General features: G+C 62.3%; 30 protein-coding genes and 2 pseudogenes. 20 read left to right on the forward strand and 12 right to left on the reverse strand.

Going from position 1 to position 26,314, the window contains the following annotated elements; translation table 11 throughout:
* Window positions 1–43: 43 nt before the first annotated feature.
* The 5 genes from RMET_RS26385 to RMET_RS26405 all read right to left on the reverse strand — a co-directional run bounded on the left by RMET_RS26385 (window position 44) and on the right by RMET_RS26405 (window position 5,164).
* A complete protein-coding gene (locus tag RMET_RS26385) occupies window positions 44–1,189 on the reverse strand; it encodes an acyl-CoA dehydrogenase family protein (protein ID WP_011519557.1) in 1,146 nt (381 codons plus the stop codon).
* 55 nt (window positions 1,190–1,244) lie between these two features.
* Window positions 1,245–2,234: a Bug family tripartite tricarboxylate transporter substrate binding protein gene (locus RMET_RS26390; protein ID WP_011519558.1), complete on the reverse strand. Its 990-nt coding sequence runs from the start codon at window positions 2,232–2,234 to the stop codon at window positions 1,245–1,247.
* Window positions 2,235–2,405: 171 nt separating this feature from the next.
* Window positions 2,406–3,170: a crotonase/enoyl-CoA hydratase family protein gene (locus RMET_RS26395; RefSeq protein WP_011519559.1), complete on the reverse strand. Its 765-nt coding sequence runs from the start codon at window positions 3,168–3,170 to the stop codon at window positions 2,406–2,408.
* A gap of 10 nt (window positions 3,171–3,180) precedes the next feature.
* On the reverse strand, window positions 3,181–3,948 hold the full coding sequence (locus tag RMET_RS26400; protein WP_011519560.1) for an SDR family NAD(P)-dependent oxidoreductase: 768 nt from the start codon (window positions 3,946–3,948) through the stop codon (window positions 3,181–3,183).
* 37 nt (window positions 3,949–3,985) lie between these two features.
* Window positions 3,986–5,164: a thiolase family protein gene (locus RMET_RS26405; protein ID WP_011519561.1), complete on the reverse strand. Its 1,179-nt coding sequence runs from the start codon at window positions 5,162–5,164 to the stop codon at window positions 3,986–3,988.
* A gap of 211 nt (window positions 5,165–5,375) precedes the next feature.
* On the opposite strand from RMET_RS26405, the gene RMET_RS26410 reads away from it, so the two are divergent.
* The 6 genes from RMET_RS26410 (at window position 5,376) to RMET_RS26435 (ending at window position 12,713) form a co-directional block, all read left to right on the forward strand.
* The gene (locus RMET_RS26410) at window positions 5,376–6,188 is read left to right on the forward strand and encodes an IclR family transcriptional regulator (RefSeq protein ID WP_011519562.1); all 813 of its coding nucleotides are present in this window, start codon (window positions 5,376–5,378) and stop codon (window positions 6,186–6,188) included.
* A 43-nt stretch (window positions 6,189–6,231) separates the two neighbouring features.
* On the forward strand, window positions 6,232–7,815 hold the full coding sequence (locus RMET_RS26415) for an acyl-CoA synthetase (RefSeq protein WP_011519563.1): 1,584 nt from the start codon (window positions 6,232–6,234) through the stop codon (window positions 7,813–7,815).
* Between the two features lie 132 nt (window positions 7,816–7,947).
* Complete coding sequence (locus tag RMET_RS26420; protein WP_011519564.1) at window positions 7,948–8,904, forward strand: LysR substrate-binding domain-containing protein; 957 nt, start codon at window positions 7,948–7,950, stop codon at window positions 8,902–8,904.
* Between the two features lie 200 nt (window positions 8,905–9,104).
* Window positions 9,105–10,358 carry an alkyl sulfatase dimerization domain-containing protein gene (locus RMET_RS26425; RefSeq protein WP_011519565.1) on the forward strand — a complete coding sequence of 418 codons (1,254 nt, stop codon included), beginning with the start codon at window positions 9,105–9,107 and terminating at the stop codon, window positions 10,356–10,358.
* Window positions 10,359–10,367: 9 nt separating this feature from the next.
* Window positions 10,368–11,393, forward strand: a complete 1,026-nt coding sequence (locus RMET_RS26430) for a Bug family tripartite tricarboxylate transporter substrate binding protein (protein ID WP_011519566.1) — start codon at window positions 10,368–10,370, stop codon at window positions 11,391–11,393.
* Between the two features lie 21 nt (window positions 11,394–11,414).
* Window positions 11,415–12,713: a DUF1254 domain-containing protein gene (locus tag RMET_RS26435; RefSeq protein ID WP_011519567.1), complete on the forward strand. Its 1,299-nt coding sequence runs from the start codon at window positions 11,415–11,417 to the stop codon at window positions 12,711–12,713.
* Window positions 12,714–12,941: 228 nt separating this feature from the next.
* On the opposite strand, the gene RMET_RS33760 is transcribed toward RMET_RS26435, so the two are convergent.
* Window positions 12,942–13,100, reverse strand: a complete 159-nt coding sequence (locus RMET_RS33760) for an autotransporter outer membrane beta-barrel domain-containing protein (protein ID WP_141192963.1) — start codon at window positions 13,098–13,100, stop codon at window positions 12,942–12,944.
* A 193-nt stretch (window positions 13,101–13,293) separates the two neighbouring features.
* Between RMET_RS33760 and RMET_RS33765 the strand changes: the two genes are divergently transcribed.
* The 7 genes and pseudogenes from RMET_RS33765 to RMET_RS26470 all read left to right on the forward strand — a co-directional run bounded on the left by RMET_RS33765 (window position 13,294) and on the right by RMET_RS26470 (window position 18,049).
* On the forward strand, window positions 13,294–13,458 hold the full coding sequence (locus RMET_RS33765; protein WP_155714385.1) for a hypothetical protein: 165 nt from the start codon (window positions 13,294–13,296) through the stop codon (window positions 13,456–13,458).
* A gap of 225 nt (window positions 13,459–13,683) precedes the next feature.
* Window positions 13,684–14,379 (forward strand): LuxR C-terminal-related transcriptional regulator, encoded by a 696-nt coding sequence (locus RMET_RS26445; protein ID WP_011519569.1) that lies wholly within the window; start codon window positions 13,684–13,686, stop codon window positions 14,377–14,379.
* A complete protein-coding gene (locus tag RMET_RS26450; RefSeq protein WP_011519570.1) occupies window positions 14,376–16,298 on the forward strand; it encodes a sensor histidine kinase in 1,923 nt (640 codons plus the stop codon). Before RMET_RS26445 ends, RMET_RS26450 begins: the two co-directional genes overlap by 4 nt.
* A 179-nt stretch (window positions 16,299–16,477) precedes the next feature.
* The gene (locus tag RMET_RS26455; protein WP_017512246.1) at window positions 16,478–16,795 is read left to right on the forward strand and encodes a high-potential iron-sulfur protein; all 318 of its coding nucleotides are present in this window, start codon (window positions 16,478–16,480) and stop codon (window positions 16,793–16,795) included.
* Between the two features lie 105 nt (window positions 16,796–16,900).
* Window positions 16,901–17,140 (forward strand): autotransporter domain-containing protein, encoded by a 240-nt coding sequence (locus tag RMET_RS26460; RefSeq protein WP_011519572.1) that lies wholly within the window; start codon window positions 16,901–16,903, stop codon window positions 17,138–17,140.
* Window positions 17,141–17,161: 21 nt separating this feature from the next.
* Window positions 17,162–17,536 (forward strand): annotated as a pseudogene (locus RMET_RS26465) (LysR family transcriptional regulator); the annotation flags it as partial.
* A gap of 138 nt (window positions 17,537–17,674) precedes the next feature.
* The gene (locus RMET_RS26470; RefSeq protein ID WP_011519574.1) at window positions 17,675–18,049 is read left to right on the forward strand and encodes an NUDIX hydrolase; all 375 of its coding nucleotides are present in this window, start codon (window positions 17,675–17,677) and stop codon (window positions 18,047–18,049) included.
* Between the two features lie 341 nt (window positions 18,050–18,390).
* Here the strand turns inward: RMET_RS26470 and RMET_RS26475 are convergent, their stop codons facing one another.
* Window positions 18,391–18,594, reverse strand: coding sequence for a cold-shock protein (locus RMET_RS26475; protein ID WP_008646235.1), 204 nt, complete (start codon window positions 18,592–18,594; stop codon window positions 18,391–18,393).
* Between the two features lie 1,144 nt (window positions 18,595–19,738).
* Here RMET_RS26475 and RMET_RS26480 point away from each other — a divergent pair.
* From RMET_RS26480 to infA, 5 genes are all read left to right on the forward strand, one after another.
* Window positions 19,739–19,969 (forward strand): hypothetical protein, encoded by a 231-nt coding sequence (locus RMET_RS26480; RefSeq protein WP_104669896.1) that lies wholly within the window; start codon window positions 19,739–19,741, stop codon window positions 19,967–19,969.
* A 213-nt stretch (window positions 19,970–20,182) separates the two neighbouring features.
* On the forward strand, window positions 20,183–20,467 hold the full coding sequence (locus tag RMET_RS34280) for a hypothetical protein (RefSeq protein WP_011519578.1): 285 nt from the start codon (window positions 20,183–20,185) through the stop codon (window positions 20,465–20,467).
* 128 nt (window positions 20,468–20,595) lie between these two features.
* The gene (locus RMET_RS26485) at window positions 20,596–21,027 is read left to right on the forward strand and encodes a hypothetical protein (RefSeq protein WP_011519579.1); all 432 of its coding nucleotides are present in this window, start codon (window positions 20,596–20,598) and stop codon (window positions 21,025–21,027) included.
* Window positions 21,028–21,456: 429 nt separating this feature from the next.
* The gene (locus RMET_RS32940) at window positions 21,457–21,720 is read left to right on the forward strand and encodes a hypothetical protein (RefSeq protein ID WP_011519580.1); all 264 of its coding nucleotides are present in this window, start codon (window positions 21,457–21,459) and stop codon (window positions 21,718–21,720) included.
* A 27-nt stretch (window positions 21,721–21,747) separates the two neighbouring features.
* Entirely contained in the window at window positions 21,748–21,969 is a 222-nt protein-coding gene (infA, locus tag RMET_RS32945) for a translation initiation factor IF-1 (protein WP_008646230.1), read from the forward strand.
* 121 nt (window positions 21,970–22,090) lie between these two features.
* Here the strand turns inward: infA and RMET_RS31845 are convergent, their stop codons facing one another.
* Window positions 22,091–22,363, reverse strand: coding sequence for a DUF2188 domain-containing protein (locus tag RMET_RS31845; protein WP_224444444.1), 273 nt, complete (start codon window positions 22,361–22,363; stop codon window positions 22,091–22,093).
* A 146-nt stretch (window positions 22,364–22,509) separates the two neighbouring features.
* Between RMET_RS31845 and RMET_RS26495 the strand changes: the two genes are divergently transcribed.
* On the forward strand, window positions 22,510–23,241 hold the full coding sequence (locus tag RMET_RS26495; RefSeq protein WP_029309751.1) for a S1 family peptidase: 732 nt from the start codon (window positions 22,510–22,512) through the stop codon (window positions 23,239–23,241).
* Window positions 23,242–23,370: 129 nt separating this feature from the next.
* Here RMET_RS26495 and RMET_RS26500 read toward each other — a convergent pair whose 3' ends face one another.
* The 4 genes from RMET_RS26500 to RMET_RS26515 form a co-directional block, all read right to left on the reverse strand.
* Entirely contained in the window at window positions 23,371–23,826 is a 456-nt protein-coding gene (locus tag RMET_RS26500; RefSeq protein WP_011519583.1) for a hypothetical protein, read from the reverse strand.
* 187 nt (window positions 23,827–24,013) lie between these two features.
* Window positions 24,014–24,199, reverse strand: a complete 186-nt coding sequence (locus tag RMET_RS26505; RefSeq protein ID WP_223277372.1) for a hypothetical protein — start codon at window positions 24,197–24,199, stop codon at window positions 24,014–24,016.
* 332 nt (window positions 24,200–24,531) lie between these two features.
* On the reverse strand, window positions 24,532–24,768 hold the full coding sequence (locus RMET_RS26510; protein WP_029306594.1) for a hypothetical protein: 237 nt from the start codon (window positions 24,766–24,768) through the stop codon (window positions 24,532–24,534).
* 85 nt (window positions 24,769–24,853) lie between these two features.
* Window positions 24,854–25,372, reverse strand: a complete 519-nt coding sequence (locus RMET_RS26515) for a hypothetical protein (protein WP_011519586.1) — start codon at window positions 25,370–25,372, stop codon at window positions 24,854–24,856.
* 738 nt (window positions 25,373–26,110) lie between these two features.
* Here RMET_RS26515 and RMET_RS34615 point away from each other — a divergent pair.
* Window positions 26,111–26,307 (forward strand): annotated as a pseudogene (locus RMET_RS34615) (transposase zinc-binding domain-containing protein); the annotation flags it as partial.
* Between the last annotated feature and the right edge of the window lie 7 nt (window positions 26,308–26,314).

A 26,314-nucleotide genomic window follows, 5' to 3' on the forward strand; every position in this document is an offset into this window, starting at 1 on the left:
ACCCTGACCGAAACCGTAGCGACTTCGCCTCGCCGGCAGCACCTCAGAGTTCGCGCGCGATCAGTTCCTTCATGATCTCGTTCGAGCCACCGTAGATCTTGCTGACCCGCGCGTTCACATACATCCGCGCAATCGGGTACTCCATCATGTAGCCATAGCCGCCGTGCAACTGCAGGCATTCGTCGATGATCTCGCACGAACGCTGCGTGCACCACCACTTGGCCATCGCCGCCGTGCCGGGGTCCAGCTCCCCACGCAGGATTTTCTCCATGCAATCGTTGACGAAGCTGCGCGCGATGGTCGCGTTGGTCTTGCACTCCGCCAACCGGAATCGGGTGTTCTGCAGCTCGATCAGTGATTCGCCGAAGACCTTGCGATTGCGCACGTACTCGATCGTCAGGCCCAGCGCGCGCTCCATCGATGCCAACGCGCCCAGCGCGATGATCATGCGCTCCTGCGGCAACTGTTGCATGAGCTGGTAGAAGCCCTTGCCCTCTTCGGTGCCGAGCAGGTTCGCGCACGGCACGCGCATGTCGTCGAAGAACAACTCGGCGGTGTCCTGGCCCTTCTGCCCCATCTTTTCCAGGATGCGACCGCGGCGGAATCCCTGCTGGCCATCGGTCTCGACCACGACGATCGACACGCCGCGCGCGCCCGCCTCGGGATCGGTCTTGCAGATCACCAGGATCAGGTTCGCGTGATAGCCGTTCGTGATGAAGGTCTTCGAACCATTGATGACGTAGCTGTCGCCCTCCTTCAGCGCGCGCGTCTTGACGCTCTTGAGATCCGAACCCGCGCCGGGTTCCGACATGGCGATGGCGGCAACCAGCTCGCCCGTCGCCATCTTCGGCAGCCACTTGCGTTTCTGTTCCTCAGTGCCGTAGCGCAGGATGTAGTGGGCAACGATGCCGCTGTGCACGTTGGTGCCGAGGCTGCTCACGCCGGCCCGCCCCTGTTCCATCGTGATGATGGCCTCGTGGGCGAACGTCCCGCCGCCGCCACCGTACTCTTCGGGAATGCTTGCGCAGAGCATCCCCATCTCGCCTGCCTTGTACCAGACTTCACGGTCGATGTACTGCTGCTTCCACCAACGATCCTCGTTGGGTGCAAGCTCGCGCTCGACGAACTTGCGAATGCCATCCTGGAAGATCTCCAGGTCGCCGCTGATCCAGGGCAAAGGGTTGGTCATGATGCGATGTCTCCTGCTTCGATTGTGTTGGATGCGTTGAACGATGACAGCGTCATCAGTCGAGTGTCAGGTTGGCGAGGCGGATGGTCTCGCCCCAGCGCTTCTGATCCTTGCTGACCAGATCGGCGAATTTCGGCTGCGGCTCTCCGCCGGGCATACCACCCATTTCGCGAAAGCGCCGCACGACATCAGGATCCTCCATGACCTTCGCCAGGCTCGCCTGCATCTTCGCGACGACTTCCGGGGGCGTCTTTGCCGCGCCGAAGAACCCCAGCCAGCCCTGCACGACGAAATCCTTCACCCCGGCCTCGGCCATGGTCGGCACGTCTGGCATGCTGGCCTGACGTTCATCGCTCGTTACCGCCAGCGCGCGCAGCTTGCCGCTTCGAATCTGCGGCAGCGACTGGGTCAGGTTGTCGAACATGAAAGTGGTCTCGCCGGCGATCACCGACGTGGTGGCAGGCGTCGACCCCTTGTACGGCACATGGATGGCGTTGGTGCCCGTGCGCTGCGTGAACATCAGCGACGTCAGATGCGTGGTCTGCCCGATGCCGGCCGACGCGTACGAGAGCTTGCCCGGTTCCTTCTTCAGCAGCGCCAAGAGGTCCGCCACGCTCTTCACGGGCGACTGGGCGTTGACGACCAGCACGTTCGTGAACGAGATCATGTCGGTGACCGGCACGAAATCCTGCGGCTTGTAGCTCAGCTTCTTGTATGCCGTGTAGTTGATCGCGTGCGAGCCGGTATTGCCGACGAGCCAGGTGTATCCATCGGCGGGCGCATGCAGGAAGGCCTGCGTGCCGATGATGCCGGCCGAGCCGGCGCGATTGTCGACCACCACGGGTTGGCCCAGCAGTGCCGAGAGCTTCTGCGCGACGATGCGGGCCGGAATATCGGTCGTGCCACCCGGCGCGCCGGGAACGATGATCGTGATGGGCCGCGTTGGCCATGCCTGCGCGTTCGCCGGTTTCGCGGCAACCATGCCGATTGCGCCAAGCGCGAGGCTGGCGCCAAACGCCAGCGAACTGAAGGTCCTGCGTTGCATTTGTCGTCTCCTGATTGGTTGTGTCGGCTCAACCATTTTTTTCTTGTCACCGCTCACGTATTCACGCGGTGGCGCATGTCTTTCTTGCTGCGACGGGTCTGTAATCGCGGGTGCTGCAGCCGCGAAAGGCCGCCCCTGATCAGGCTCGGGGCGGCCAATCCAGACAGGGTGTTACTTGCCGGTCCAGACCGGCTTGCGCTTCTCCGCAAATGCCGCCGCGCCTTCACGCGCGTCGGCCGAGGTGAAAACCGACTCGATCAGCGGCCGTTGACGCTCGAACATTTCTTCGCGGGTCCAGTCGCCCGATTGCACCACCACCTGCTTGCTCGCGGCGATCGCCAGCGGCCCGTTGGCGCCGACCGCAGCGGCCAGTTGCAGCGCGGCATCCAGCGCGCCGCCAGCTTCGGCCAAGCGATTGACGAGACCCAGTTCGTAGGCACGCGTGGCCGGCAGCATGTCGCCGGTCAGGCTGTACTCCATGGCGACGTGGTACGGCACGCGGCGCGGCAAGCGCATCAGGCCGCCGGCTGCTGCAGCCAGGCCACGCTTGACTTCTGGCAGGCCGAACTTTGCTTCGCGCGAGGCCACGACCAGATCGCAAGCGAGCACGAGTTCGAAGCCACCCGCCAGCGCGTAGCCCTCAACCGCGGCGATCAACACCTTGCGCGGCGGGCGCTCGGTCACGCCACCAAAGCCGCGCCCCGGAATGCTGGGCCGCTTGCCGGCGAGGAACCCCTTCAGGTCCATGCCGGAACAGAAGGTGTTGCCGGCACCGGTCAGCACCGCGATGCTCAGGTCGTCGCGCGCATCGAGTTCGTCCAGCGCTGCCGCAATGGCGGTGGCCGTTTCGAAGTCCATCGCATTGCGCGCTTCGGGGCGGTTAATGGTCAGCACCATCACGTTGCCGCGGATCTCCTTGACTAGCGTGTCGGTCATGATCGACTCCTTAGCGCGGGGCCATGCGGATGGCGCCATCCAGACGGATGGTCTCGCCATTGAGCATCGGATTCTCGAGGATGTGCAGCGCGGTGGACGCGTACTCGTCCGGCGCGCCCAGGCGGGCCGGGTGCGGCACCATCGCACCCAACGAGGCCTTCACGTTATCGGGCAGACGGGCCAGCAGCGGCGTGTCGAACAGGCCCGGGGCGATCGTGCAGACGCGAATCATGCGCTGTGCCAGATCGCGTGCCGCGACGATGGTCATGCCGACGATGCCCGCCTTGGCCGATGCGTAAGGAATCTGGCCGATCTGGCCTTCGTAGGCCGCCACCGACGCGGTCAGCACGCATGCGCCACGCTCGCCGTCGACGGGCTCGTTGGTCGCCATGCGTGCCGCACCCAGACGCAGCACGTTGAAGGTGCCAATCAGGTTGATCCGCACCACGCGCTCATAGGCTTCGAGCGAGCCCGGCGAGCCGTCCTTTTCCACCACGCGTACCGCGCCACCGAGCCCCGCGCAATGCACTAGCGCACGCAGCGGCCCCATCGCGACTGCAGCGTCGAACACGCGCGTCATCTGGTCGGTATCGGTGACGTCGGCCTGGACGAACGTGGCATTGGGACCCAGTGCATCCAGCGCGGCAGCGGCACGTTCTTCCGAGATGTCGGCAATCACCACCTTGACACCCTTCTCCACAAGGCGTTTGGCGCTGGCAAGGCCGAGGCCGGAGGCACCGCCGGTCACGACGGCGGACATGGTCTGGTCGAGTTTCATGCTTGTTTTTCCTGTTCGTATGGGATTGCGATGGGCGTCAGACGCGCTCGATGATCGTGGCGTTCGCCATGCCGCCCGCTTCGCACATCGACTGCAGGCCGAAGCGCTCGCCGCTGTCTTCCAGCGCATGGAGCATGGTGGTCATCAGCCGCACGCCCGATGCGCCAAGCGGGTGACCTAGCGCGATCGCGCCACCGCGCGGGTTCAGGCGCGCGCCATCGGCCTTCATCGTCTTCTGCCAGGCCATCGGCACACTGGCGAATGCCTCGTTGATTTCGTAGTGCGCGATCTGCTCGAGCGTCATGCCGGTCTTTGCCAGCACGCGCTGGGTGGCGGGGATCGGCGCGGTCAGCATCTCCAGCGGATTGGCGCCGATCACGTCGAAACCGACAAAACGCGCGCGCGGCTTGAGGCCGAGCTTCGTGGCCATGCGCTCGCTGACAATCAGGATTGCGGCCGCACCATCACTGATCTGCGAGGCGTTGCCGGCGGTAACATTCCAGCCGATCTGCGGAAAACGGGCACTCAGTTCGTCGTTGCGGAATGGCGACTCCAGCGTCGCCAGGCGCTCCACGGTGGTGTTGGCGCGGATCGTCTCGTCCTGCTCCACCAGACCATTCACGGTCTGGATGCCGACGATCTCGCGCTTGAATCCGCCGGCTGCCTGGGTGGCGGCGGCACGCTGGTGCGAGCGCGCCGAGTAGCTGTCCATGTCGTGACGCGAAAGCTCCCACTTGGCGGCAACCAGCTCGGCCGACACGCCCTGCCCGACCAGCCCCGGCGCGTAGCGTTCCTCAAACGACGGACCATATGGGTTCTGGCCAATACGCGCCGCGCCCATCGGCACCCGGCTCATGGACTCGATGCCGCAGGCAATCACGATGTCGTACGCGCCGGCCATGATGCCCTGCGCGGCAAAGTGAACGGCCTGCTGGCTCGAACCGCACTTGCGGTCGATGGTGGTGGCCGGCACGTGCTCCGGAAAGCCCGCCGCCAGCCAGGCCACGCGCCCAACCCCTGCGGACTGTTCGCCGGCCTGCGTCACGCAACCGGTGATGACGTCATCGACCAGACCCGGGTCAAGGTCATTGCGCCGCACGAGCTGCGACAGCACCTGGGCCAGCAGTTCGGTGGCATGGAGTTCGGTAAAGGCGGAGCCGGGCTTGGAACGGCCCAGCGGCGAACGGATTGCGTCGATGATGAAAGCTTGCTGCATGTGTCTCCCCCTGATCCTGGTAGTAGGAAAAATGAGATAGGTGGCTCAAAATATCGGTTGGCGTGACATATCTTCAATCAGATTTAGCCAAAAAGTCCAGCTTCTCGCCTCGAAATTTCTCTTGACCGACTCTTTTTTTGAATTGCAGAATAGAATTTATGAGACACAAGTGCCGAAAAACAGCGACATCGATGGACCGGGAGCATCTGAAGTGACATCACTGCCACCTACCGCACCCGTCACGGCGGGCGAGAGCGAAGGCGAACAGGAAGGTCGCCTGGTGAGCGCGCTCGCACGCGGCATCGGCATCCTTGGCTGCTTTTCGACCACCGTCCAGGAACTGTCCGGCAAGGAACTGATGGAGCTGACGGGTCTGCCCAAGCCCACGCTGTTCCGCCTGCTCGACACGCTGTGCGAACTCGGCCTGCTGCGCTATTCCGAGCGGCTATCGAAATACGTGCCCGGACTCGGCCTGCTGAACCTGGCCGCGCCGACGCTCGCCCGCATGACGATCCGCCAGCTGGCCCGCCCTCTGATGCAGGAACTGGCAGACCACATCGAAGGACAAGTCCAGCTACTCGCGGGGATTGGCACCAATCTGAGCTACGTCGAAGTGGCGCAGGGTGCAGGTTCGCAGTTGTTCCGCTCTGAAATCGGGATGCGCGTCTCGCTGTCGCGCGCGGCATCCGGCCGGGCGTACCTGTTGATGCTGTCCGAGTCCGAACGCAAGGCGTGGCTCGACGGCTTCGCGCGGCGCGACCCATCGCGCAAGGAATGGCTCGACGAGCGCCTTGCCACGGCACAACGCGATCTGAGCGAGCAAGGCTTCTCGCGCAGCTACGGCGACCTGCACCGCGAGATCGAAACCATCGCCGTGCCGATGCAGAAACGCCGCGATGGCGAAGCCTGGGTGCTCGCTGCCGCCGTGCCGATCTACAGCGAACAGTGCAAACGGCTAAAGGAAGACCTCGGCCCGCGCCTGCTGACGCTCATGCGCAATGTGGAGGCATCGCTGGGCGCATAGCGTCGCAATAGAATACAAAACCAACAGGAGGAGACGACCTGTTATGACAACACTGCACGACTGGGCAACCGTGGCGCCGCAAAAGCCAGCATTGATCCAGGCTGAATCGGGCCACGTCATCACGTATGGAGAGTTGGACGCGCGCGCGATCCGCGCCGCGCAATGGCTGGTGTCGCGTGGTCTGGAAGCCGGCGACTGCATCGCCGTGCTGGTGGAGAATCACCCGGGCCTGATCGAGATCGCATCCGCGGCGCGGCGCGTCGGGCTGTACTACACCGCAGTCAACACGCACCTGAGCCCGGCGGAAGCGGCCTACGTGCTGAAGGATTGCGGAGCGAAACTGCTGATCGCGTCGCCCGCCATGTTGCCGCTGGTCGAAGCAGTACGCGCGGCCGATGCCCACGCGCTCGATCTGCCTGTCTTTGTGCTGGCTGGCGCTTCGAACCTGCCGCCAGGCTTTGAAGCGTACGAAGCCGCAATCTCCGCGTTCGCCCCTGACGCCACCCTGCCCCCGCGTCCGGTCGGCCGCGACATGCTCTATTCGTCCGGCACCACCGGCCACCCCAAGGGTATCCGCCGGCCGCTCACGCCCTACGAAGACCGCGACAAACCTGAGCTTGAAATCATCGCCTGGCGCCGTGCATTCGGTTTCGACGAGAACACGGTCTACCTGTCGACCGCGCCGTTCTATCACGCCGCGCCGCTGCGCTACATCATGCGTACGCTTGACGTCGGCGGCACATGCGTCGCCATGTCGAAATACGACGCCGAGGGCGCGCTGGCCGCAGTCGAGCGCTACCGCGTCACACATAGCCAGTGGGTGCCGACGATGTTTGTGCGCCTGCTGGGCCTGCCCGACGAGGCACGCCGCCGTTATGACCTCTCGTCGATGAAGGTCGCCATCCACGCCGCCGCGCCATGCCCGGTCCATGTCAAACAGGCCATGCTCGACTGGTGGGGCGACATCCTTTACGAGTACTACGCCGGCTCCGAAGGCGCCGGCACGACCTCCATCGGGCCACTGGAATGGCGCAAGTATCCGGGCTCGGTCGGACGCGCGTCGGCCGGCGTCATCCACATCGTGGATAACGCCGGCAACGAGTTGCCGCCCAACGAAGTCGGCATGATCTACTTCTCGGGCGTGGCAACGTTCTCGTACCACAACGCCCCGGAGAAGACGCGATCCGCGTACAACGACAAGGGCTGGGCCACCTATGGAGACCTCGGCTACGTCAACGAGGAAGGGTATCTGTTCCTGAGCGACCGGCGCGCGGACCTGATCCTGTCGGGCGGCGTGAACGTCTATCCGCAGGAAATCGAAAGCGTGCTGATGCAGCACCCGTCGGTGGCGGACGTCGCCGTGATCGGCGTGCCCGATCCGGAGTTGGGCGAGGTACCGAAGGCCGTGATCGAACTGCGTGACGGCAAGGCCGCCACGCCGGATCTGGCGCAGGACATCGTCGACTACTGCCAGGGCAGGCTCGGTCGCCTGAAGCTGCCGCGCACGGTGGTCTTCGACGAACGCCTGCCACGCACCCCCACCGGCAAGCTGTTGCGACGGGAACTGAAGGACCGCCATCGCGAGCAACCGCACTCCGGGCATGCCGTGCGGACCGGCCGCGCCTGACCGTACCGACTCAAGGCGGCCCGGCCGCCTGATGGTTGGCGGGTTGGGGGTGGTGGGAGCCCCAGCACATGGAAATGCGGCTATGCTGGCGGCAAAACGTCATCAAGAACGCCAGCCACTGGGGACAATTTCATGCGCCTGAGCCAACTTCAGGACTTCATTGCCGTGGCCGAGACCGGCAGCATTCGGGCCGGCGCCAAGGCCCGCAATGTCTCGGGTCCGGCCATCACCAAGAGCATTCGCCTGCTCGAGGAAGAACTGCACGTGCCGTTGCTGACACGCACTACGCGCGGCGTGGTGCTGTCGCGCTATGGCGAGGCATTTTTGCGGCGCGCGCAGCTCATCGCCAGCGAGGCGCGCAAGGCCACCGACGAGATGTCGCAGATGCTGGGCACGCGCAATGGCGTGGTCCGTATCGGCGCCACGGGCGGCCCGGCGCACCTGCTGCTGCCGGCCGTGCTCAAGCGCTTTCGATCGCAACACCCGGACGTCCAGGTCTGCATCGACAGCGGTGTCTATCCCGCCCACCTTTCCGATCTGCGCGCCGGTGTCATGGACATGGCAGTCAGCCCAATTCCGGACGAGGGCATCGAGCGCGAGTTTGTCTCCGAGCCGCTGTACGACAATGACTCGGTAGTGGTGGCGCACAAGGACCATCCACTGCGCAACGCCCGCAGGCTGCGCGAACTGGTGGGATCGGAGTGGGTGCTGACGGGCCAGCGGATGCACGGCCCCGGCGCCGCGATTCTGGACGCCTTCCGTGCACTCGATCTGCCGTTGCCACGCGTGGCCGTGCGTTGCGACACCATCGGCATGATCCAGACACTGCTTGAAGACCGGTCGCTGCTCTGCCTGCTGCCGCGCCAGTTGGTGCCCGGCCAACTGGCCAGCGCCAATCTGGTGGCGCTGCCCATCGAGGATCCGTTGCCCAGCCATGCGGTAAGCCTGATCTATCGGGCCGATTCTCCGATGACGCCCGTGGCGGAGCAGTTCGCCACGCTGTTGCGACGAGAAGTGCACTATCTCGGTAAGCAGCCGGACAGCCCACTCCGCAGACAGGTACCCCGCGCCACGGAAATGGCCGGCTAGCCTACTGCGGTCGAGCCGGGAACTTACTTTCAGTTGCGGGTGCTAACCAGCGGTTCACACCCGAACTGCCCCGAAAGGCCGCCAGGCCGCGCCAGTACTGCGCTCGCCGGCTCCAGCGGTGGTCCCGCCGGGACTTTCCCCACTGCATATAACGGCGAATCTGCGCGTGAATATCCCTTCGCCAATTGGAAGGGACGCACATGAACGCAATCGAGGACCGCCCCGCCGCGCTAATCACCGGCAAGGGCATCGACGCCATTGGAGATGGCATCTGGCTGCTGCATGGCCAAGGCCAGAGCTTCGTCGCCGATGTGGGCGGCGGGCTGCTGGTGGTCGACAGCGGTCCCGGCGGGCGCATTACGGCGGGCATGATCGAGGTCCTGCGCATACAGACGGACCTGCCCGTCCTGGCGATCTGCTACAGCCACGGTCACCTGGGCTACAACGCCGGCGCGAAGCAGTGGCTCGACCATGCCGCGCAACGTGGCGACCCCACGCCGCGCATCCTGGCGCATGTCAACGTGCTGGCCCGCCAGAAGCGCTATCGGGAAACGCAGCGGATGCAGGAGCGCATGGCCGAGATCCAGTTCCGCCATGCCAGCGGTGCCCTGGCCGGCAAGCTGGGCCAGAACCGACCTACCGAGACCTTCACCGAAGGCATCACGGTCGGGCAGGGCGATCGGCGCGCCGAGATTTTGTGGGCGCCATCGGAGACCGATGATGCCGTCGCCGTCTGGCTGCCCGGAAGCCGGTTGCTCTACGGCGGCCCCGCCGTGATCGACTCCATCCCGAATGTCGGCACACCGTTCCGCACCATGCGCGACACCGTGCGCTGGGCGGAGACGCTCGAACGACTGGCCAGCCTGCGCCCCGAAACCGTCGTCCGTGAATTTGGCCCTTCCCTGCAAGGCGAGGACACTTGCCAGCACGTACTGCTGCACACCGCCAAGGCACTGCGCTGGATGCGCGAAGAGGTGGTGCGACTGATGAACGCGGGCTGCAACGAGCGTGAGATGCTGGCCGCGCTGCAACCACCACCGGATCTGTTCGAGCAGCCGTGGATGCAGCCTACCTACGGCGACCCGACCTATATCGCCCGCGACATCTACCGCTCCGAAAATGGCTGGTGGGATCGCAACGCCACGACGCTGCATCCGGCCGCACCGCAAACGGTAGCCGCCGAGATCGCAGCGGCCATCGCCGATCACGGCGCGATCGTGCGGCACGCCCGCGGACTGGCGGATCGCGGCGAGATCCAGTTGGCCCTGCATGTGATCGACCTGCTGGCACAGGCATCCGGCGATGCTCCGCATGTCGTGGAGGCTCGCCAGCTCAAGGCCGAATGGCTGCGCGCCCGCTCGAAACAGGTGCGCAGCTATGTGTCGCGCAGCCTCTACGTCGCGGCGGCCATGGTCCTGGAAAGCGGCTCGGACGACAACTTCGGCATCCACTAGGAGCCCGCCATGCCGTTCCCACAGTCTGTTGATGCCATTGCCAACGACATCGCCGACCATCGCCGGCGCAATACATTGCGCCTGCTCGCGATGCTGGGTCTGGGCGTCGCGCTGCGCCCCGCTGGCGCGGCCGCAACCTGGCCCTCGCGCCCTATCCGCCTGGTGGTGCCCGCTTCAGCCGGAAGCGGCCCCGATCTTTTCGCCCGACCGCTGGCTGAAATGATCGGCAAGCGGCTCGGCCAATCGTTCGTGATCGACAACAAGCCGGGCGCCACCGGCATCATCGGCAACGACATCGTCGCCAAGGCCGCGCCGGACGGTCAGACCCTGCTGTTCACTTACGCCGCCACGGTGGTCATCAACCAGACGCTGCAGCCAAAGATGCCGTACGACGGGCTGCGCGACCTCGCACCCATCGCCCAGATCGGCGCAGGCGGTAACTTCCTTGTGGTCGCGCCCGACTTCCCCGCCCGCAACCTCAAGGAGTTCGTCGCGCACATACGCGCGCGGCCGGATGTCTATGACTACGCGTCCTGGGGCATCGGATCGGGCGGCCATCTGACGATGGAGGCCCTGAAGATGCAGACGGGCATCCGCCTGCGGCACGTGCCCTACAAGACGGTGCCGCAGATCCTGAACGACATGCAGGGCGGCGTCGTGCGCGTGGCCTTCGTCGACACCTCATCGTCGCTGCCATTGCTTCGCGCGGGAAAGCTGCGCGCGCTGGCTATCAGCGGCACACGGCGCGGCTCCGCCTCTCCCGAGGTGCCCACGATGACCGAGCAAGGCTTTCCGTTCGACACCAACAGCTGGTACGGCATGTTCGCGCCAGCCGGCACCCCCGACGCGATCGTGCAACGGCTCAACGCGGAAGTTAACCTCGCACTTGCCAGCGCCGAAATGCGCGAACGTTTCATGCAGTTGAACATGGCCGATCCGCCGATCAGGACCGCCGCGCAATTCGCGCAGACCGTGCGCGATGACGTGACGGCGTGGGGCAACGTGATCCGCGCCAACCACATCACCGTGGACTGACCATCGAAACCCGAAGACACCATGACCCTGAACGCCACCACACTTGACCAGCGTATTGGCGACGCCTTCGTCTACACCTTCCCCTTGCATGACGTGGCGCGTACGCGCTGGCGCCTCACACAGCAGGAAGCCACGCGCGGCAAGCCGCCCAACCGGCTGCATCACAGCCGGCACCTGCTGGACGATCGCGCCCGGCAGGTGACAATGCCCAATAACGACACGTTGTACTCGTCGGCGTGGCTCGACCTGTCCGACGCACCCGTGACGCTGGCGATGCCTGACATGGGTGACCGCTACTACAGCGTGGCACTGCTCGATGCCTTCACAAACAACTTCGCCTGCCTGGGCCCGCGCACCAACGGCCCTGGTGCCCACACGTTCGTGATAGCTGGCCCGGCACACCATGCCAGCGCGGCAAAGGCGCTACCGGTCGGCGCGACGCTGGTCCGGGCGCCTTGCAACGATGTCTGGCTGCTGACGCGCACGCTCATCGACGGCGAACACGATGCGCCCGCCGTGCATGCACTTCAGGAGCAGATGCAGCTGCAGGCCAGCACCAGGGAACCCGAACGGTTCGTCACCACACCCGACGAATCCAGTCCGGCGGCATATCTGTCGCTCGTCAACGAGGCCCTGGCGCGCAACGGCGTACCCGCCGAGGAACAGTTCATGGTCGACGGGTGGGCCGATCTTGGCATCCGGGGTGGCTCGCTGGATGCATGGAGCACGCTCGATCCGCAGGTGCGCGATGCCTGGACACGACTGTGGCCGGCGCTGCGCCACCGGCTCGAACACCCGCCCAAGGGCAGCATCCGTCGAAGCGGCCCCAAGGGCTCGTGGCTCAGCGGCACGGACCACATCGGCAACTTTGGCAAGGACTACGTGTACCGCGCCTACATCGCGCTCGTCGGACTCGGCGCGCTAGAGCGCGCGGAGGCAATCTATGCAACCGCCCAGGTGGATGGCGACGGACAGGCATTCGACGGTGGGCACCGCTATCGGCTGCACGTGCCGGCGAACATGCCCGTCGACGCATTCTGGTCGTTGTCGATGTACGAGTTCGAACCGGATGGCCGGCGCTTCTTCACGGCCAACCCGATCCGCCGTTATGCGATTGGGGACCGCACGCCCGGACTGATCCGCAATGCGGACGGATCGCTCGACATCGCCATCCAGCACGCGCAACCCGAGGCCGGTACCGCCAATTGGCTGCCCGCGCCTGCTGGCCGGTTCTCGATGGCCCTGCGGTACTACCACCCGCAGGCCGACCTGATCGAGCACCGGTTCGTGATGGCGGACACGGAGCGCGTCGCCGGGTAACCGGGGCGGGGTGGTCCGATGCGTCGGTGCCCCGCCTGACGGCCGTCAGAACGCGCCGCCCTTGCAGTCGCCCGGCAGGTTCCTTTAAGAAGCTTGCGCATCTCGCTGTCGCGCAAGCGGGGCACGGCCCGCCCATAGGGGTTGGAATCATTTTCCGGCGTCATCGCATCGGCGAATCCCCGATTCGTTTTCATATATTAGTGAGCGATTGGCGCTGCCTGCCCGTACTCAGAAGCGAACATTGAGCGTGCCCTGGACGCCATGGTCCTGGGCATTGCCAGCGATCTGCCCCTGATAGGCCAGACCCAGCGTTGCCATGCGGCCGACCTTGACGTCAAATCCGGCCTCGATCACGGCGCTGTCCTTGGCGATCGGCACCCCGGCCACGGCAAAGGCGCCGAGAACCGTGGGAGTCGTGCGGTGCCTGGTGGTATCGGGAGGGCGCTATACCGCGCGCCGGTGCCAATGGCGTCTTTCCGTCCGTCCGCCGCGCGGGGATGGGAGTTGTCCCGATTCGACTTGCTGCGCTGTGTCGGTGGCAGGCTGGCGGCCGCAACGCTTGATGATTCGCTTCAGATTCATGACGACTTCCCCGGAGCCGGTGGCCAAGTCGATGACCGACTCGATGACCAACTTGATGACCAATGGCATACACGCCGTGTGCGTGACCCGGCGTGGTGCGGTGTTTGGAATAGGAATGCGTAACCTGGCAGCCGGGATGTCCGGTCTGCCACCCGTGCCCTGACCGTGTCTTGGACGTGTCTTGAGGCAGGAGGCAATTAGATAAGTGACGGCAACGCCTGCCTATCACTACAAACTGGTATTTCGCCGCGATGCGCCAGCAGGGCGACGGCACCACCGCGAATCCCGGCGAAATACCCCCACTAAATACTGGTTTCAAGGGATGGCCCGGTGTGGTCGGCGCGCCGCATAATGCGCGCTGATTCGTCTCTTCTGGGAGCCCGGGCCGATGCCCTTGCGCACGCTTGCCGCCGATCTGACCTTGCCTGCGCCGGCGTTGCTGGTGGAGGACGACCCATTGGTCTCTCGCCGGCTGGAGAACCTGCTGCAACAGCTCGGCTATGCGCCAGATGCGCTTGTACTGGCCGCTTCGCTGGCCGAAGCACGCGCCCGCGTGACGGACCAGCCCGTGGCGCTGGCACTGGTGGACCTGGGCCTGCCCGATGGCAGCGGCATCGACCTGATCGCCGAGTTGCGCGCGGCCGACCCCGGACTGGGCATTCTCGTGATTTCCGCATGGAGCACCCAGGATGCGATCCTGGCCGCCCTGCGTGCCGGGGCCACCGGCTACGTGGTCAAGGAACGCGACGATCTTGAAGTTGCACTGGCCCTGCGCAGCGTGCTGCGCGGCGGCGCGCCCATCGACCCGTTCATCGCCCGGCGCATCATTGAGGAACTGCATCCCGGCCCGAGCGAGTCGGCCAATGCCCAGACACCCGAACCATCGACCGAACGCCTGAGCCCGCGCGAACACCAGATCCTGCGACTGGTGGCAGATGGGCTGGGCAACCGCGAGATCGCCGAGCGCCTGTTCCTCTCGCGCTACACCGTGGAATGCCACATCAAGCATATCTATCGCAAGCTCGCCGTCTCGTCGCGCACCAGGGCGATCAACGCGGCGCGCTCGCGTGGCTTGCTGGGATGAAGCGCTGGCTCGCCTGCCTCGCGCACCTCGTGCTGTGGCTGGTTGCGGCGTCGGCCTGGGCGCAGACACCAACGGCCCAATGTTCGGTGCGCATCCTCACCGTCAGCACGGCCGAAGCGGGCCCACACGGCGCGCGCCCCGATCCCTCGCAGTGGCGCTCGGTCACATTGCCCGACGACTGGAACCGCCGCCAGCCCGGCTTCGGCGGCAGCGTCTGGTATCGCATCGACTGGCAGCGCGAATGCCCGGGCACACTGCGCGAACCGGTCGCGCTGGTACTGCAATCGGTGGTGATGGCGGGCGAAGCCTTCATCAACGACGAGCCGCTGTGGCGCGACGCGCAACTCATCGAGCCGCTGTCGCGGAGCTGGAACCTGCCGCGCCATTGGCGCCTGCCCGAAGCCTGGATTCATGACGGCGTGAACACGCTCTGGGTGCGCGTGGTGGGTGTGGCCGGGCAGTCCTTGGGGCTGGGGCCGGTCTTCGTTGGCGATTCGCTGGCGATGCAGCAGCGCTATGACGAAATCTGGTGGCGCCATCGCACGCTGTTCATGATCAACATCATCGTCTCGGGCGTGATGGCGGCACTGTTCTTCTGCATCTGGGTGGTGCGGCGCGAGCAGACCGCTTATGGCTGGTACGCGCTCATGTACCTGTTCTGGGTACTGTTCATCGCCAACGTGCTGGTGACCACCCCCTGGCCATGGCACAGTACGCTGACGGTGGCGCGTTTCAACACCATGGCGCTGCTGTTGTCCATCGCCTGCTTCTGTGTGTTCACCTGGCGCTTTGGCGGGCAGCACCTGCCGCGCATCGAACGGGCACTGTGGTGGATCACCGGCATACTGCTGGCCACCCAGGTGGTGGTGCCGGATGCGTACGTGGGTCATGCGCAGTTGGTGGGCGTCATGGTTGCCGCCGCGATCTTCTACCTCAATGGCCTGCAGTTTCCGTTCCATGCGCTGCGCACACGCCAGCGGGAACACGCGCTGCTGGCAGGCTGCCTGCTGATCCTGCTAGCCGCCAGCCTGCACGACCTCCTGCTGTTGCTGGCCGTTCTCCGCGGGTCGTACCCAATCTCGCCTTACACCAGCATTGTGGTCACCCTATGCCTATCCGGCATCCTGGGGCTGCGCCACGCGCACAACGTACGTCGTATCGAGCAGTTCAACCAGGAACTGGCCGACGGCATCACCGATGCCCGCGCCGAACTGGCCACGACCCTGGCGCGCGAGCACGCGCTGACGCTGGGCAACACCCGTCTGCAAGAACGCCTGCAGATCGCGCACGACCTGCATGACGGCGTGGGCGGATCGCTGGTGCACATGATGGCCCTGGTCGAACAGAGCGAGGCACCGCTGCAGCGCCAGCAAGTGCTTTCCATGCTCAAGCTGATTCGCGATGACCTGCGCCAGACCATCGACAGCAGCGCCAGTGTTGGCGTCGAGGTACCGGCGACGCCACTGGAATGGATCGCGCCTCTGCGCTACCGCTTTACGGAGCTGTTCGACGAACTGGGCATCGCCATCGACTGGCAGTGCCCCGCCCAGTGGCGGACACCGCCCTCCGCCCTGCAATGCCTGGCGCTGATCCGCCTGCTGGAAGAGTCACTGACCAACGTTGTCAAGCACAGCCGCGCGCGGCGCGTGCGCGTTTGCCTGGAACTCCCCGACGCCAATCGGCTGTTGCTGAGCATCGACGACGACGGCGTCGGCTTCGACGTCGCGGCGGTGCGGCAGGCCGGCATGAGCGTGGGGATGCGCAGCATGCACCTGCGCATCGCGCGCGTGGGCGGCACACTGACCGTGAGCTCGCAGCCAGGCCACACCATGCTGAAAGCTGAACTGGCACTCAAACCCACCCAGCCGCCACAAACGGACGGCGAAGACACTCCCAAGGCACTGCAAGCGTCGTTGTAAAGCACGGGGCGCTGCCTTCCGCGTCACTACTCGCGCAACGTCGGACAATCACTGACAGCATCCATCGCCCGCGCGACCTATAAGAAGAGTTGAAGATTCATTCGGCAACGCGGTCGCGCTGCCGACGTCTGGATGCACTCGCGCATCCTTGCGAGTTTCAACCTGGAGGAGGTATCGCGATGACGAATCGAAGGCGATTTTTATCGAGTATTTCGGGAGTTGTTCTGGCCACCGTGGCCGGGGTTGATGGCAAGGCGGAAGCGCAAACTACTGCGAAACTGGATGAGAAGGACCCTCAAGCGGTAGCGCTGGGATACAAGCACGATACAAGCAAGGTCGACAAAGCCAAATTCGCGAAACACGACGTCAGTCAGAAGTGCAGCAATTGCCAGCTATACCAGGGCAAGCCAGGCGATGCATGGGGGCCCTGTCCAATCTTCGCCGGCAAGCAGGTCTCCGCGAATGGATGGTGTAACTCGTATGTGAAGAAGGCTTGATCCACGCAGTATTGACTTGGAGGATTCGCACGATAAGACGCCTCGAACTCCCCCCTTTTTAATCTCGCGCGATTCTTGGTCGAAGCGAGGTGAGAGTCCTGGTATGTGCGCGAGGAAGGCAAGACCAAGTGGCAGCCTTACCTGACGCTGAACTGGTGGCACACCGGTGTGTCCAGCAACATCTCGTTCAACGAACTACCGCTGGGCAGCATGTATCCGAGCAACCGCTATGAGGTGAAAATTGGTGCCAATGCCCAGTTCAGCAAGCGCTGGACTGGATGGACCAATGTGTCGGGGCGTGGGGCGCGCAGAGCTTCTACCACTACGCGCTGCGTGTGGGCGTGAAGTACACTTGGTAGGCCGTTCTCGGGCGACGCGCTCGCCATGTCGCAGCCAGGTGTCAGTCGTGCGATTGCGCGCCGCGAAGAACAACTCGGGTTGCGGCTCTTCGACCGTACTACGCGCTCCATTCCGATGACTGATGAGGGTCGATCGTTTTACGAGCAGGTCATACCGTTGATCGCAACCCTCGACGCCATCACTGCGTCAGCAAGCGGAAGTGCGAAGACTATCAATGGGCGCCTTCGCGTCAACATCGACCCGTTCCTCTCTCGGCTGATGCTAGGTTCGCGGCTTGGGGCGTTCCTGCAACGTCACCCCGACTTGCAACTCGAGTTGATTACGCGCGACGAGCTAGGCGACATGATCACGGATGGCTTCGATGTGGCGATACGATTCGGCGGTCATGCCCGCCGATACGCGTCAAGCTACCCTTCGGCCGCTTGCATCACGGAGGACCTCGCCTAGACTGCCGGCTTCTGCAAAGCGGCAATCTCCCGGTATGATGCCCGCCAGGCATGGATTTTCTCCACTCGAACCATGAAAACAAAGGTAAGGGCCACCGTAGTTTGCGCGCGCGGCGACCGCGTGCTACTGGTTTCAAAGGACGGCAGCAGATGGGCGCTACCGGGTGGCCGTCCGACAAAGAACGAGACGTTTGCTGACGCAGCAGGCCGGGAACTTCTGGAGGAGACCACGTTACTGGCTCGCGGGCTCGGATTCTTGTTTCAAGTCGTTGGCGCAACCACCGTGCACCACGTCTTCGTCGCGAATATTGGGAAATCGGCCGTGCCGAAGCCAAGCAAGGAAATCCAGGGCTGCCAGTGGTTTTCGCAAGCCGAGTTGGGAAAGATCATCATTAGCCCAACGACCCGTCACATCATTGAGAGCGTCTGGGCGGAGCGCCAGCGTTAGAACTCGGTGCAGACCACTTGCGGACATTCGCTGCTCCGTGCGCAAATTCAAACTGGCGCGAGCGACGGGAATGCCCATGCTGCACGCATTAGCCTACAGGCTGGCAACTGCGCCAGCGATGCGGCCGGACTCGCCAGCATCGTCCAAATTTCGAAGGGCCGATTCTGACAGTCGCCAGCCGCTACCAATCACTTTAGCCGGGCCAGGGCCACCGCGGCGGCCTTGCACAATTGCTTGCTCTTCTGTACCCATCGCGCCGCACCTATTTCGTCGTCACGAAATAGAAAAAGCCCCGCCGGTTTTCTCCCGGCAGGGCTTCTTGCGCAACTTCGAGGGCTACCTTAGATCGGTTCGATCTTGGTCGCCGCGGGGCCCTTCTGGCCTACGCCGGCCACATAGCGCACTTTCTGGCCTTCCTGAAGCGACTTGAACCCATTACCTTGCACTTCGGAAAAATGGGCAAACAGGTCGTCTCCGCCTGCATCCGGCGTGATGAAACCAAAACCTTTTGAATCGTTAAACCACTTTACAGTACCGGTTTCCATGTAGAAATTCCTTAAAAATTCTCGCCGTGCCGAAATAGCGGACGAGGCATGACGATCAAGGAGGAAACATGGAGAGAAAGTGGTGCTGCCGAGGTAAACACCTAACGCTTCGAGGTTACGCTTGAAGATCCTGCGATCATACTTATACAGGTACACCGCACCTCGGTCAATGAACATCTCACGACAATCGATACGTATCTTGCAAGCGCGGCGCGAGGCAATGAACGGACCTTCGGCGAAACAACCCCTGGCTTTTCAACGCCGCATACTACAGTCGCATTCCTTCAGTACAAGAGGTCTCTATATGCCTATGCGCAAACTGCCTCACAGTGATGCGTCGCGCCCCCGGGTGCTCTGGGCCAGCATCGACGTACAGTGATCGAACGCGACCGCATCGAAACTCGCGCCTCAAGACGGCAGTTTCCCAGAACATGCACTCCTGAATCGCGCCTCACACAACAGCATCATCTCGATCCAAGTACGCGGATCAACGCCACACCATCTTGAATCGGACAGCGTCCAGATTTGAGCGGCAGAGTTTCATTGACTACGGTAGGAAAGCCCCGTATAACAGATTGAGCAGGATCTTCAAGCAGCCACGCCACCTGGATTGACTTGCCCGCCTCTACGGGGCCCCTCTTCAATGCCGTCTCCTTGATCTTCTCGCTGCGCCGCAATTATTGGCGGCGTAGATTGCGCGAGACAACGACGGAGACGAGCACATCCCTGATTCGAATCAATGGCGCATGGCCCCCTCGCATCCAGCGCGATGCGAGCGAATCCACGCGCCGGTCCGCTCCGGTACGCGCTTGCTTCCTTTCTGTTCCGCCACGCCTCGTCCGGCGTTACTGAACCGGCAAACCGTGGGAAGAGGCCAATCATCTGCGGGAGAAGCGTGTGTTGGCAATCTACTTTTCCAGTTTCGCATTGCTTGTTCTCTCGCAACTATTTGAGTGGCACCACCGACGAAGCGAGACACCGAGCCGCGCGCTCTACTGGGTTAGCGCGTTCAGCTACTCCACATCATTGCTGGTGATGGTATGCGCTGGCGCCACGATCGTCATCGGCAGCTAGGACAGATGCAATTTGAGGAACGTCTACCATGCCGGCACGAATGAGATGGCTGTGCCAAGGATACCGAGGCATGTACATACATGTCGCGGCATTCGAGGAACCCGGCGAGCCCATTCAAACGTGTGCCCCCGGGCCGAAATGGCGCTATCGGATGGCCATCCGATATACGGCAGACAGGGACGATCGGATATTTTTTGAATCCTTCGACGAAGAGGATGATTACTACACACACGCGGCGGCGGAGCAGGCAGCGCTTCACTATGGCAGGTTCGCCGTCGATCTGATTTATGGCATGGCTTGACGAAGCGCCGCGTCTCACCATGGAGAGCCACAAGACTGATTCCATGCGCTGTTCGCAGCGGCGCACGACCGTCAATCGCTAGCCACCTGCATGTGGATTGAAGGTACGAGACAGTCTGCCAAGGCGATGGTGGCAACTCTCAAGCATTGGTGGCGCACCTGAACGCCGTGACGGAAAGCGCGTGCCGGAACGTACCCTACGTGGAGCGACATAATGGACAACTACCCTGCTGCAAACTGCAAGGGCTTTGATATCTACCCGTTGGTCTACAAGTTCGACTCGCCTCGCGAATGGCACGAGCGCCGACCAGACCGCTCATACAGCGCGTCCGTGGTCATCTGTCGGGAAGGTGAGCCACCGAGCGGAAATTGCGCGCGGGTGTTTCACGTCCCAGACATGCACTGGGCTGACTTAGGGTTAGCAAAGCGTGCGGCCATACGACATGGCGAGCACATCATTGACGGCCAGGTCGTAGGTGAGTCGCTAGCTGGCCTTTGATCGAGAACGCTCAACGCGCCGCGCAGCAACAGCGCCGTTCGCCCTCCCCGAGTAGTTATCGAGCGCGCCCTGACCAAAGGCCGTAGGCTCATCATCGTTACGCCGCATCTTGGACCGCGAAACCTACCATGGCACTCATCAGAGCAGCGCTGCTTGGCATGATGCTGACAACAGCGTCCTCCGCACATGCAATACGCTGCGAAGGCAGTGGCAAGACGCTTTACACCCAAGACTCGGCGTGCCCAGATGGCTACGGAATCGTTGACGGCTCGCACCGCGGCAGCGTCTCGATGCTTGGAAAGAGCGAGCACGTGCGAGAAAACGAAGCGACCTTCCTGTCTGACCGCGCCTTGGAGCGAGAGACGATGCGCGGTCACGAAGCCAGAATCAAGATGGCATCGGGCGTAAATCAATCCCGCGCTGAAGCGTGCGAAGCCTTGAGTTATCAAGCGCGATCTGTTGACGCCGCGATGGAGCAACCGAACGATCCCCACGCACTCAATACCTTGCGCAAGCTCCACCGAAACATCCGGGAGGAGCAGCAACGAAACGACTGCTAGGAACGTTGGGCACACAACTCCACGCTCGCCAAAGTGCTGGCAGGCACGCCTCTCGCCGGCAAGGATTGCGTAAAGGTGGTACGATGCGCTGCCGTCGATGATCTTCGACGCGTGCGCCGCCAGGACGACATCATCACTAGAAGAGCGTCATCGGCCACCCGGGTGTACTCCGGGTCTTCGAGGCAACTACTGCCCGTAACCATATCCGACCGGCGGCACAGCCGCTCCGCAACACAGCGCATGTACACAACGTCGCTGGCTTGCGCAAGTAAGGTCAATGTTGCGCCTGTCGCCACCCGCCTCAGCACGCGCATCGACGACGTGACCCATTTCTGCTCAGTAGGGCCACCATTTGGATTGGTGGTTACGACGAACCCCGATCGACCTGCCCTTGCCTAGGAGCAGCGCCGACTCGAAACAGAGAACAATTTGAATCAAGATTTCACTCCCTTTACCGTTTCCGTTTACCCAATTCAGCAAGAACCAGGCATCTGGTTCGCAAGCTACATGATCTCCGAGTATCGAGGCGGCGCCGAACGCGTAGTCGCAAACGTTTCGATGCGCCACGTCACCCATGGCTCGGAAGCCAAGGCCAAACAGGCGGCCCGCAACGCTGGTGACGGCGTTGTTGCCCACATGGGACGGCAGTCATTTGAACGGCACCCTACGAACCTCCCTACGCAATGCGCGTGACCCCGCCTGACACTACCGGAGCAATACATGGCTAAAGAAGAATTGGTTGAATTTGGTGGAAAGGTTTCGGAAGTACTTCCGGACAACCGCTTTCGCGTCATCCTTGAGAACGGGTTCGAGGTGTGGGCCTATTCCTCGGGTCGTCTCAAAAAGAATCGCATACGTGTTCTCGCGGGGGACCGCGTTACGCTTGAAATGTCACCATACGACCTTACGAAAGGGCGTATCAACTATCGTCACAAGTCTTGATTGCCAGTTGGCGACGGGCTCACCAGGCTGTAGAGCCTCTGTCGATCGTACTGGCGGTCGGGGTTACGCGATAACGACGGCGCGGCGTGGAGGAGCGATTCCGCGCACAACATCCGCGCCGTCAGGATTTGCGATGGTTCAATGGATCGAAGGATTTCCGCTCTTTGATCTGGCCATCTTGGTCATGAATGAAGAGCTTGACCCCGTCCTGCTTCGCGGCGTCTGTGGCAGCCGCGATTGCCTCAACTTCTGTTGGAAACAGAACGGTAGCGCCGTTCGGTCCCTCCACGACCACAATCCAACCTCGGTCGTCATCCGGCATGACGTGGATATTTCGAGAAGCCATGATTGCCCCCAGGCTGATGGCGCTGTACTGACAGTCTCGCGTAGCCAAGTGGGTCTCCGCAATCAGGCGCTGTCCCACGACGGGTAACGCACCTCCGTTGCGCATAGACAGCTGACCGTCCGCGACGTTTCGGGCAATCCAGCACAAACCAACTATGCTTGTCTTGTAAGCAGACAGGTGAGAATGGTGAAATGATGATCGAACCCATCCTGCTGGTTGCCACGCGCGTTGCGACATTCGATGGGCAGCAGGCGCTGACCAATGCCACCGGTTTTTTCTTCGAACGAGATAATCGCCTGTTTGTTGTGACAAGCCGGCATGTGCTGTTCGATGAGCCAAGCAAGCACTTTCCTGACCGGATCGAGATCGAGTTACATGTCAATCCGGAAAACATGGCGGAGTCCATCGGCTTCTCCATTCTGCTGTATCGCGATGGCAAGAGTGTCTGGCGCGATGGGCTCGATACCGCCGGCGGGATCGACGTGGGCGTAATCGAACTCGACCGCGCTGCGTTGCCGCCAGAGATGGTTTATCGGGCGTTTACGCCCGCCCACCTGCATAGGTCGCACGACCCCATCGAAGCGGGCACTTCTTTACTAATTGTTGGCTTCCCGCTTGGCTTTCATGACACGCTTCATCATTTACCCGTGGTGCGGCAGGCGGTCATCGCTTCCTCATTCGGCATGCGCTTTAAGGGGAAAGGCTACTTCCTGACTGATGCCCGGACGCATCGCGGCACCAGCGGCGCACCGGTCGTCACGCGCATCCTTAGTACCGATGCCGGCACGCACGCGCTGCCATGGATGCTGCTCGGCATTCATTCGGCTCGATTGGACGTGAGCTCGCGGGACTTCGAACTAGACGAAGCCCTAGGTTTGAACTCCGCCTGGTACGCCGACATCTTGCTGCCGCTCACGGAAAAATGACTTGCAGGCGAAAACTGGCAGCAGCGGCATCATTCGTTGCATGCGGCAGTACTTGCCATAGCAGGGATGGCGCATGAAAAGACGACTGGAAAAACAGCCTGTGATTGCGCGGTGGGGCGTTGACGTGTCCTACACGTCCGCCCACGTGAACATGGTGCCAGCGTCGATTATCTGGATAGCATAGGCTCGCGCGACAACCATAGCCTCGCCATCAGAACGGAATATGCCGGGAGCGACGAGGTAGTCCGTTCTTCGATCGAAGATGTTGGCCGGGGAGCTGGAACCATATATCCGAACTTCACCTGTCCACTGCGCTCGCTCTTTGGATGCAGCGGAGACTTCGTAGCCGAAGTCTCCGTGCCGATGGACCGGACCCACCCTCGCATCGACCCAACGCATGCCAGCTCTTTCAGCCTTCTGCGATGCCTCTTGCGCTGTTCGATAGACATCGGGACCAAGATCGATCACATGATCAATTGCCGCATCAGCTTGATGCTCCGTCACAATCAGGCGGGGGTTGTACTCGCCACTGGCAAGCAATTGCGGATTGCAGTTGATGATGTGCCGCCTGTAGGTGGTAGCCATTTCAAACTCCCAGGTTAGCGCAAGCCTAGCATGGCGAAAGAACGCTCCACCATCGACGGCCGCCAGTACGCAGACCCGGCCGATCGTGAAGCCTCAGTCGAAAGCTATCGAGCAAGGAAACTCAGCAGAGTTGATCATGCCCAACCTGATTCTCGTTGAGATGAGGACTTAGGACCGCAGTGTGTGATTAGACCGGATTCTTGTCGATCCGAAGCAACGCTTCGTCCATTGCGTCGATCGCAGCAAGCTCGCGGGTAGGATAGCTGTTTCCATGGCTGCTAAATGTTGTGCGGCCGTCGATGGTATAGGTCCAGCACCAGTCCCCGTATGTCCTTTCGACAACGTCAAACTTCAGGTGGCGATCCTTGTACATCAGACTCTCGAACAAAGTTCTCGTATTCAGATTCAGCATGATTTAGTAACCCTCGATACCCCTGAGGATATCAATCGCAGCCAACGCCATGTGAGCAGCCCCCATTGCGCACCTTAACACGCCTGCCCAGGGCAGGAGTACGTGGAGCATGCGCGGCCCGGAGCGTCTGCGTGCGATTGCTGCACAAATTATGTCTCTGGTTTCGCGTGACGACCTGGCCTAACGGGATGCAAGCGCAACGCCAAACAAGACCATGGGTCACGTGCCTGCATGGTCTACTGCTACAACGTAGCGCACCACCGTAGCTTTGGTGAGAAGCCGTCAGAATCCATCTAGTATTCGTCGACATCCAGGATCTGGTCAATGGACGCCCGTGCGGCGAGCTCGCCCACTAAATGTGCCCAGCGGCGCGAAAACGGGGACCCCAACACCTTGAGGCGCGCACCGTAGACTGCATCACGGGTTCGAATCGGCCCCTTGATCTGAAACCAAGTATCAAACATCCCCTCGGACGTGTTTAACAGATCAATGCGTATTGCGAAACCTCTGTACTCTGTCGTGCGTTGCATGCTCATCTCCAAGTCGTTTTGACATTCTTCGCAAGGTCAAGCCCGAAATCGAAGGTGACATCGCAGATAGTTGGAGGCCAGGCAATCATGCCCACCTGAGGTTCGGCATCAGGTCGTTGTGCTCGTCAATCGCTACACCACCCAGTTCGTGAATCAACTGCTTCGTGGACTCCTTGGAGTTCGAGTCGCAACTTGAGATCATCAGCAACTGGTCTGGTGTCATTTGCGCTTTCTGCCGCCGCAGTCCGAGACGGCCAATCCTGGTACCGACCAATCCGCCGACCCACCAGCCGGTCATGGCGCCTAGCGTCATCGCACCAACATAGGAAATGGCAGTGGCACTTGTACCGACTGAGACTCCGTATCTCAAAACAGCCAGCGCGGCGATGATCGCGCCGACAAAGATTCCGCTGGTCGCTAGTTCTTCGCGATACGTGGTCTGACCAACGTCGATGCTTGGCAACCCATCCACTGGCTGACTGTCACGCTGGGAAAACCAGGGCCCCACAGTTAGTGCTGATGTATTGGCAAGTTCGCCGAGTCGTGCTTGTGCCAATCGCGCCGTGACGACGTCTTTTAGAATGAAATACAGCAACGTACGCATGGTGTTACCTCACTCCGCATTATTTGTTGCCGACGAGCCGACGGACGACTGTGGAGTGATTTCGCCTCAGCGCGATCCCAGTCGAACAATAGCGTGACTGCCCATGCCATTGAGTGGCCACTATGCGTATGAATCCTGGTCTCCTTGCCGACCAGGTGGTCACGCATAAGGTGCGTGATGGGTACGCTTCGGTCGAGAAGGATCGCAGTCGCCGGGCATCGATTGCATCGATCCTCGCGCACGGCCGACTTTCTCGAATATCGTGGATGTTGCCGAGCAGGCGTCGCCGCGTGGCATCTTGCATGGAGTTTCCAGGAAATCCCCGTGAGTGACTTTAGGAGTCACCAGTCCTCAGACGTCGTCGAGGGGGAAGCCCGGAAACGAGCGAAGGCGCTCCGAAAACCCATGATCATCGGGAACGCTCTAGCTAAGAGTATAGGGGGACGTTGCATCCCCTCCTATCGTCCTTACAAAATGGCTCGGCAAGCGTTGCGTCGTGTACTTCCAATCAAGCTCGAACCACGCGCCGAAGACGATCCATCCCTGTCTGATCATACGGCCCGTTGCGCGGTCCGGCTTCCAGAGGTTGGTCCACCAAGGCCCCTCGCCTACGCGATCAACGGACTGAACCATGTCAGTTGCGACGCCCACCATCAGCCCGCTACGCCAGCGCATGATCGAAGACATACAGATTCGAGAGTCTGCGCTCCGACAGCGGGGCCTGGGGCCGAGCGCATTGTGCTCGAGGTCGCGGATATCTTCCGCCTCCACGGTCCACCAGCTTGAACCTCGGGCAGTTGCATGTCATGTCGGGCATCGAACAGTGCCGCACCGGGGCATAGGACGAGCTTGTCTTGCACCGTTCCGATTGCGCCAAGTTCGAGGTGCCCTGTAACTCCTGCCGCAACCGGCATTGCCCGAAGTGTCAGGGCAGCGGCCTAA

Source organism: Cupriavidus metallidurans CH34 (assembly GCF_000196015.1).
GTDB classification, from domain to species: domain Bacteria; phylum Pseudomonadota; class Gammaproteobacteria; order Burkholderiales; family Burkholderiaceae; genus Cupriavidus; species Cupriavidus metallidurans.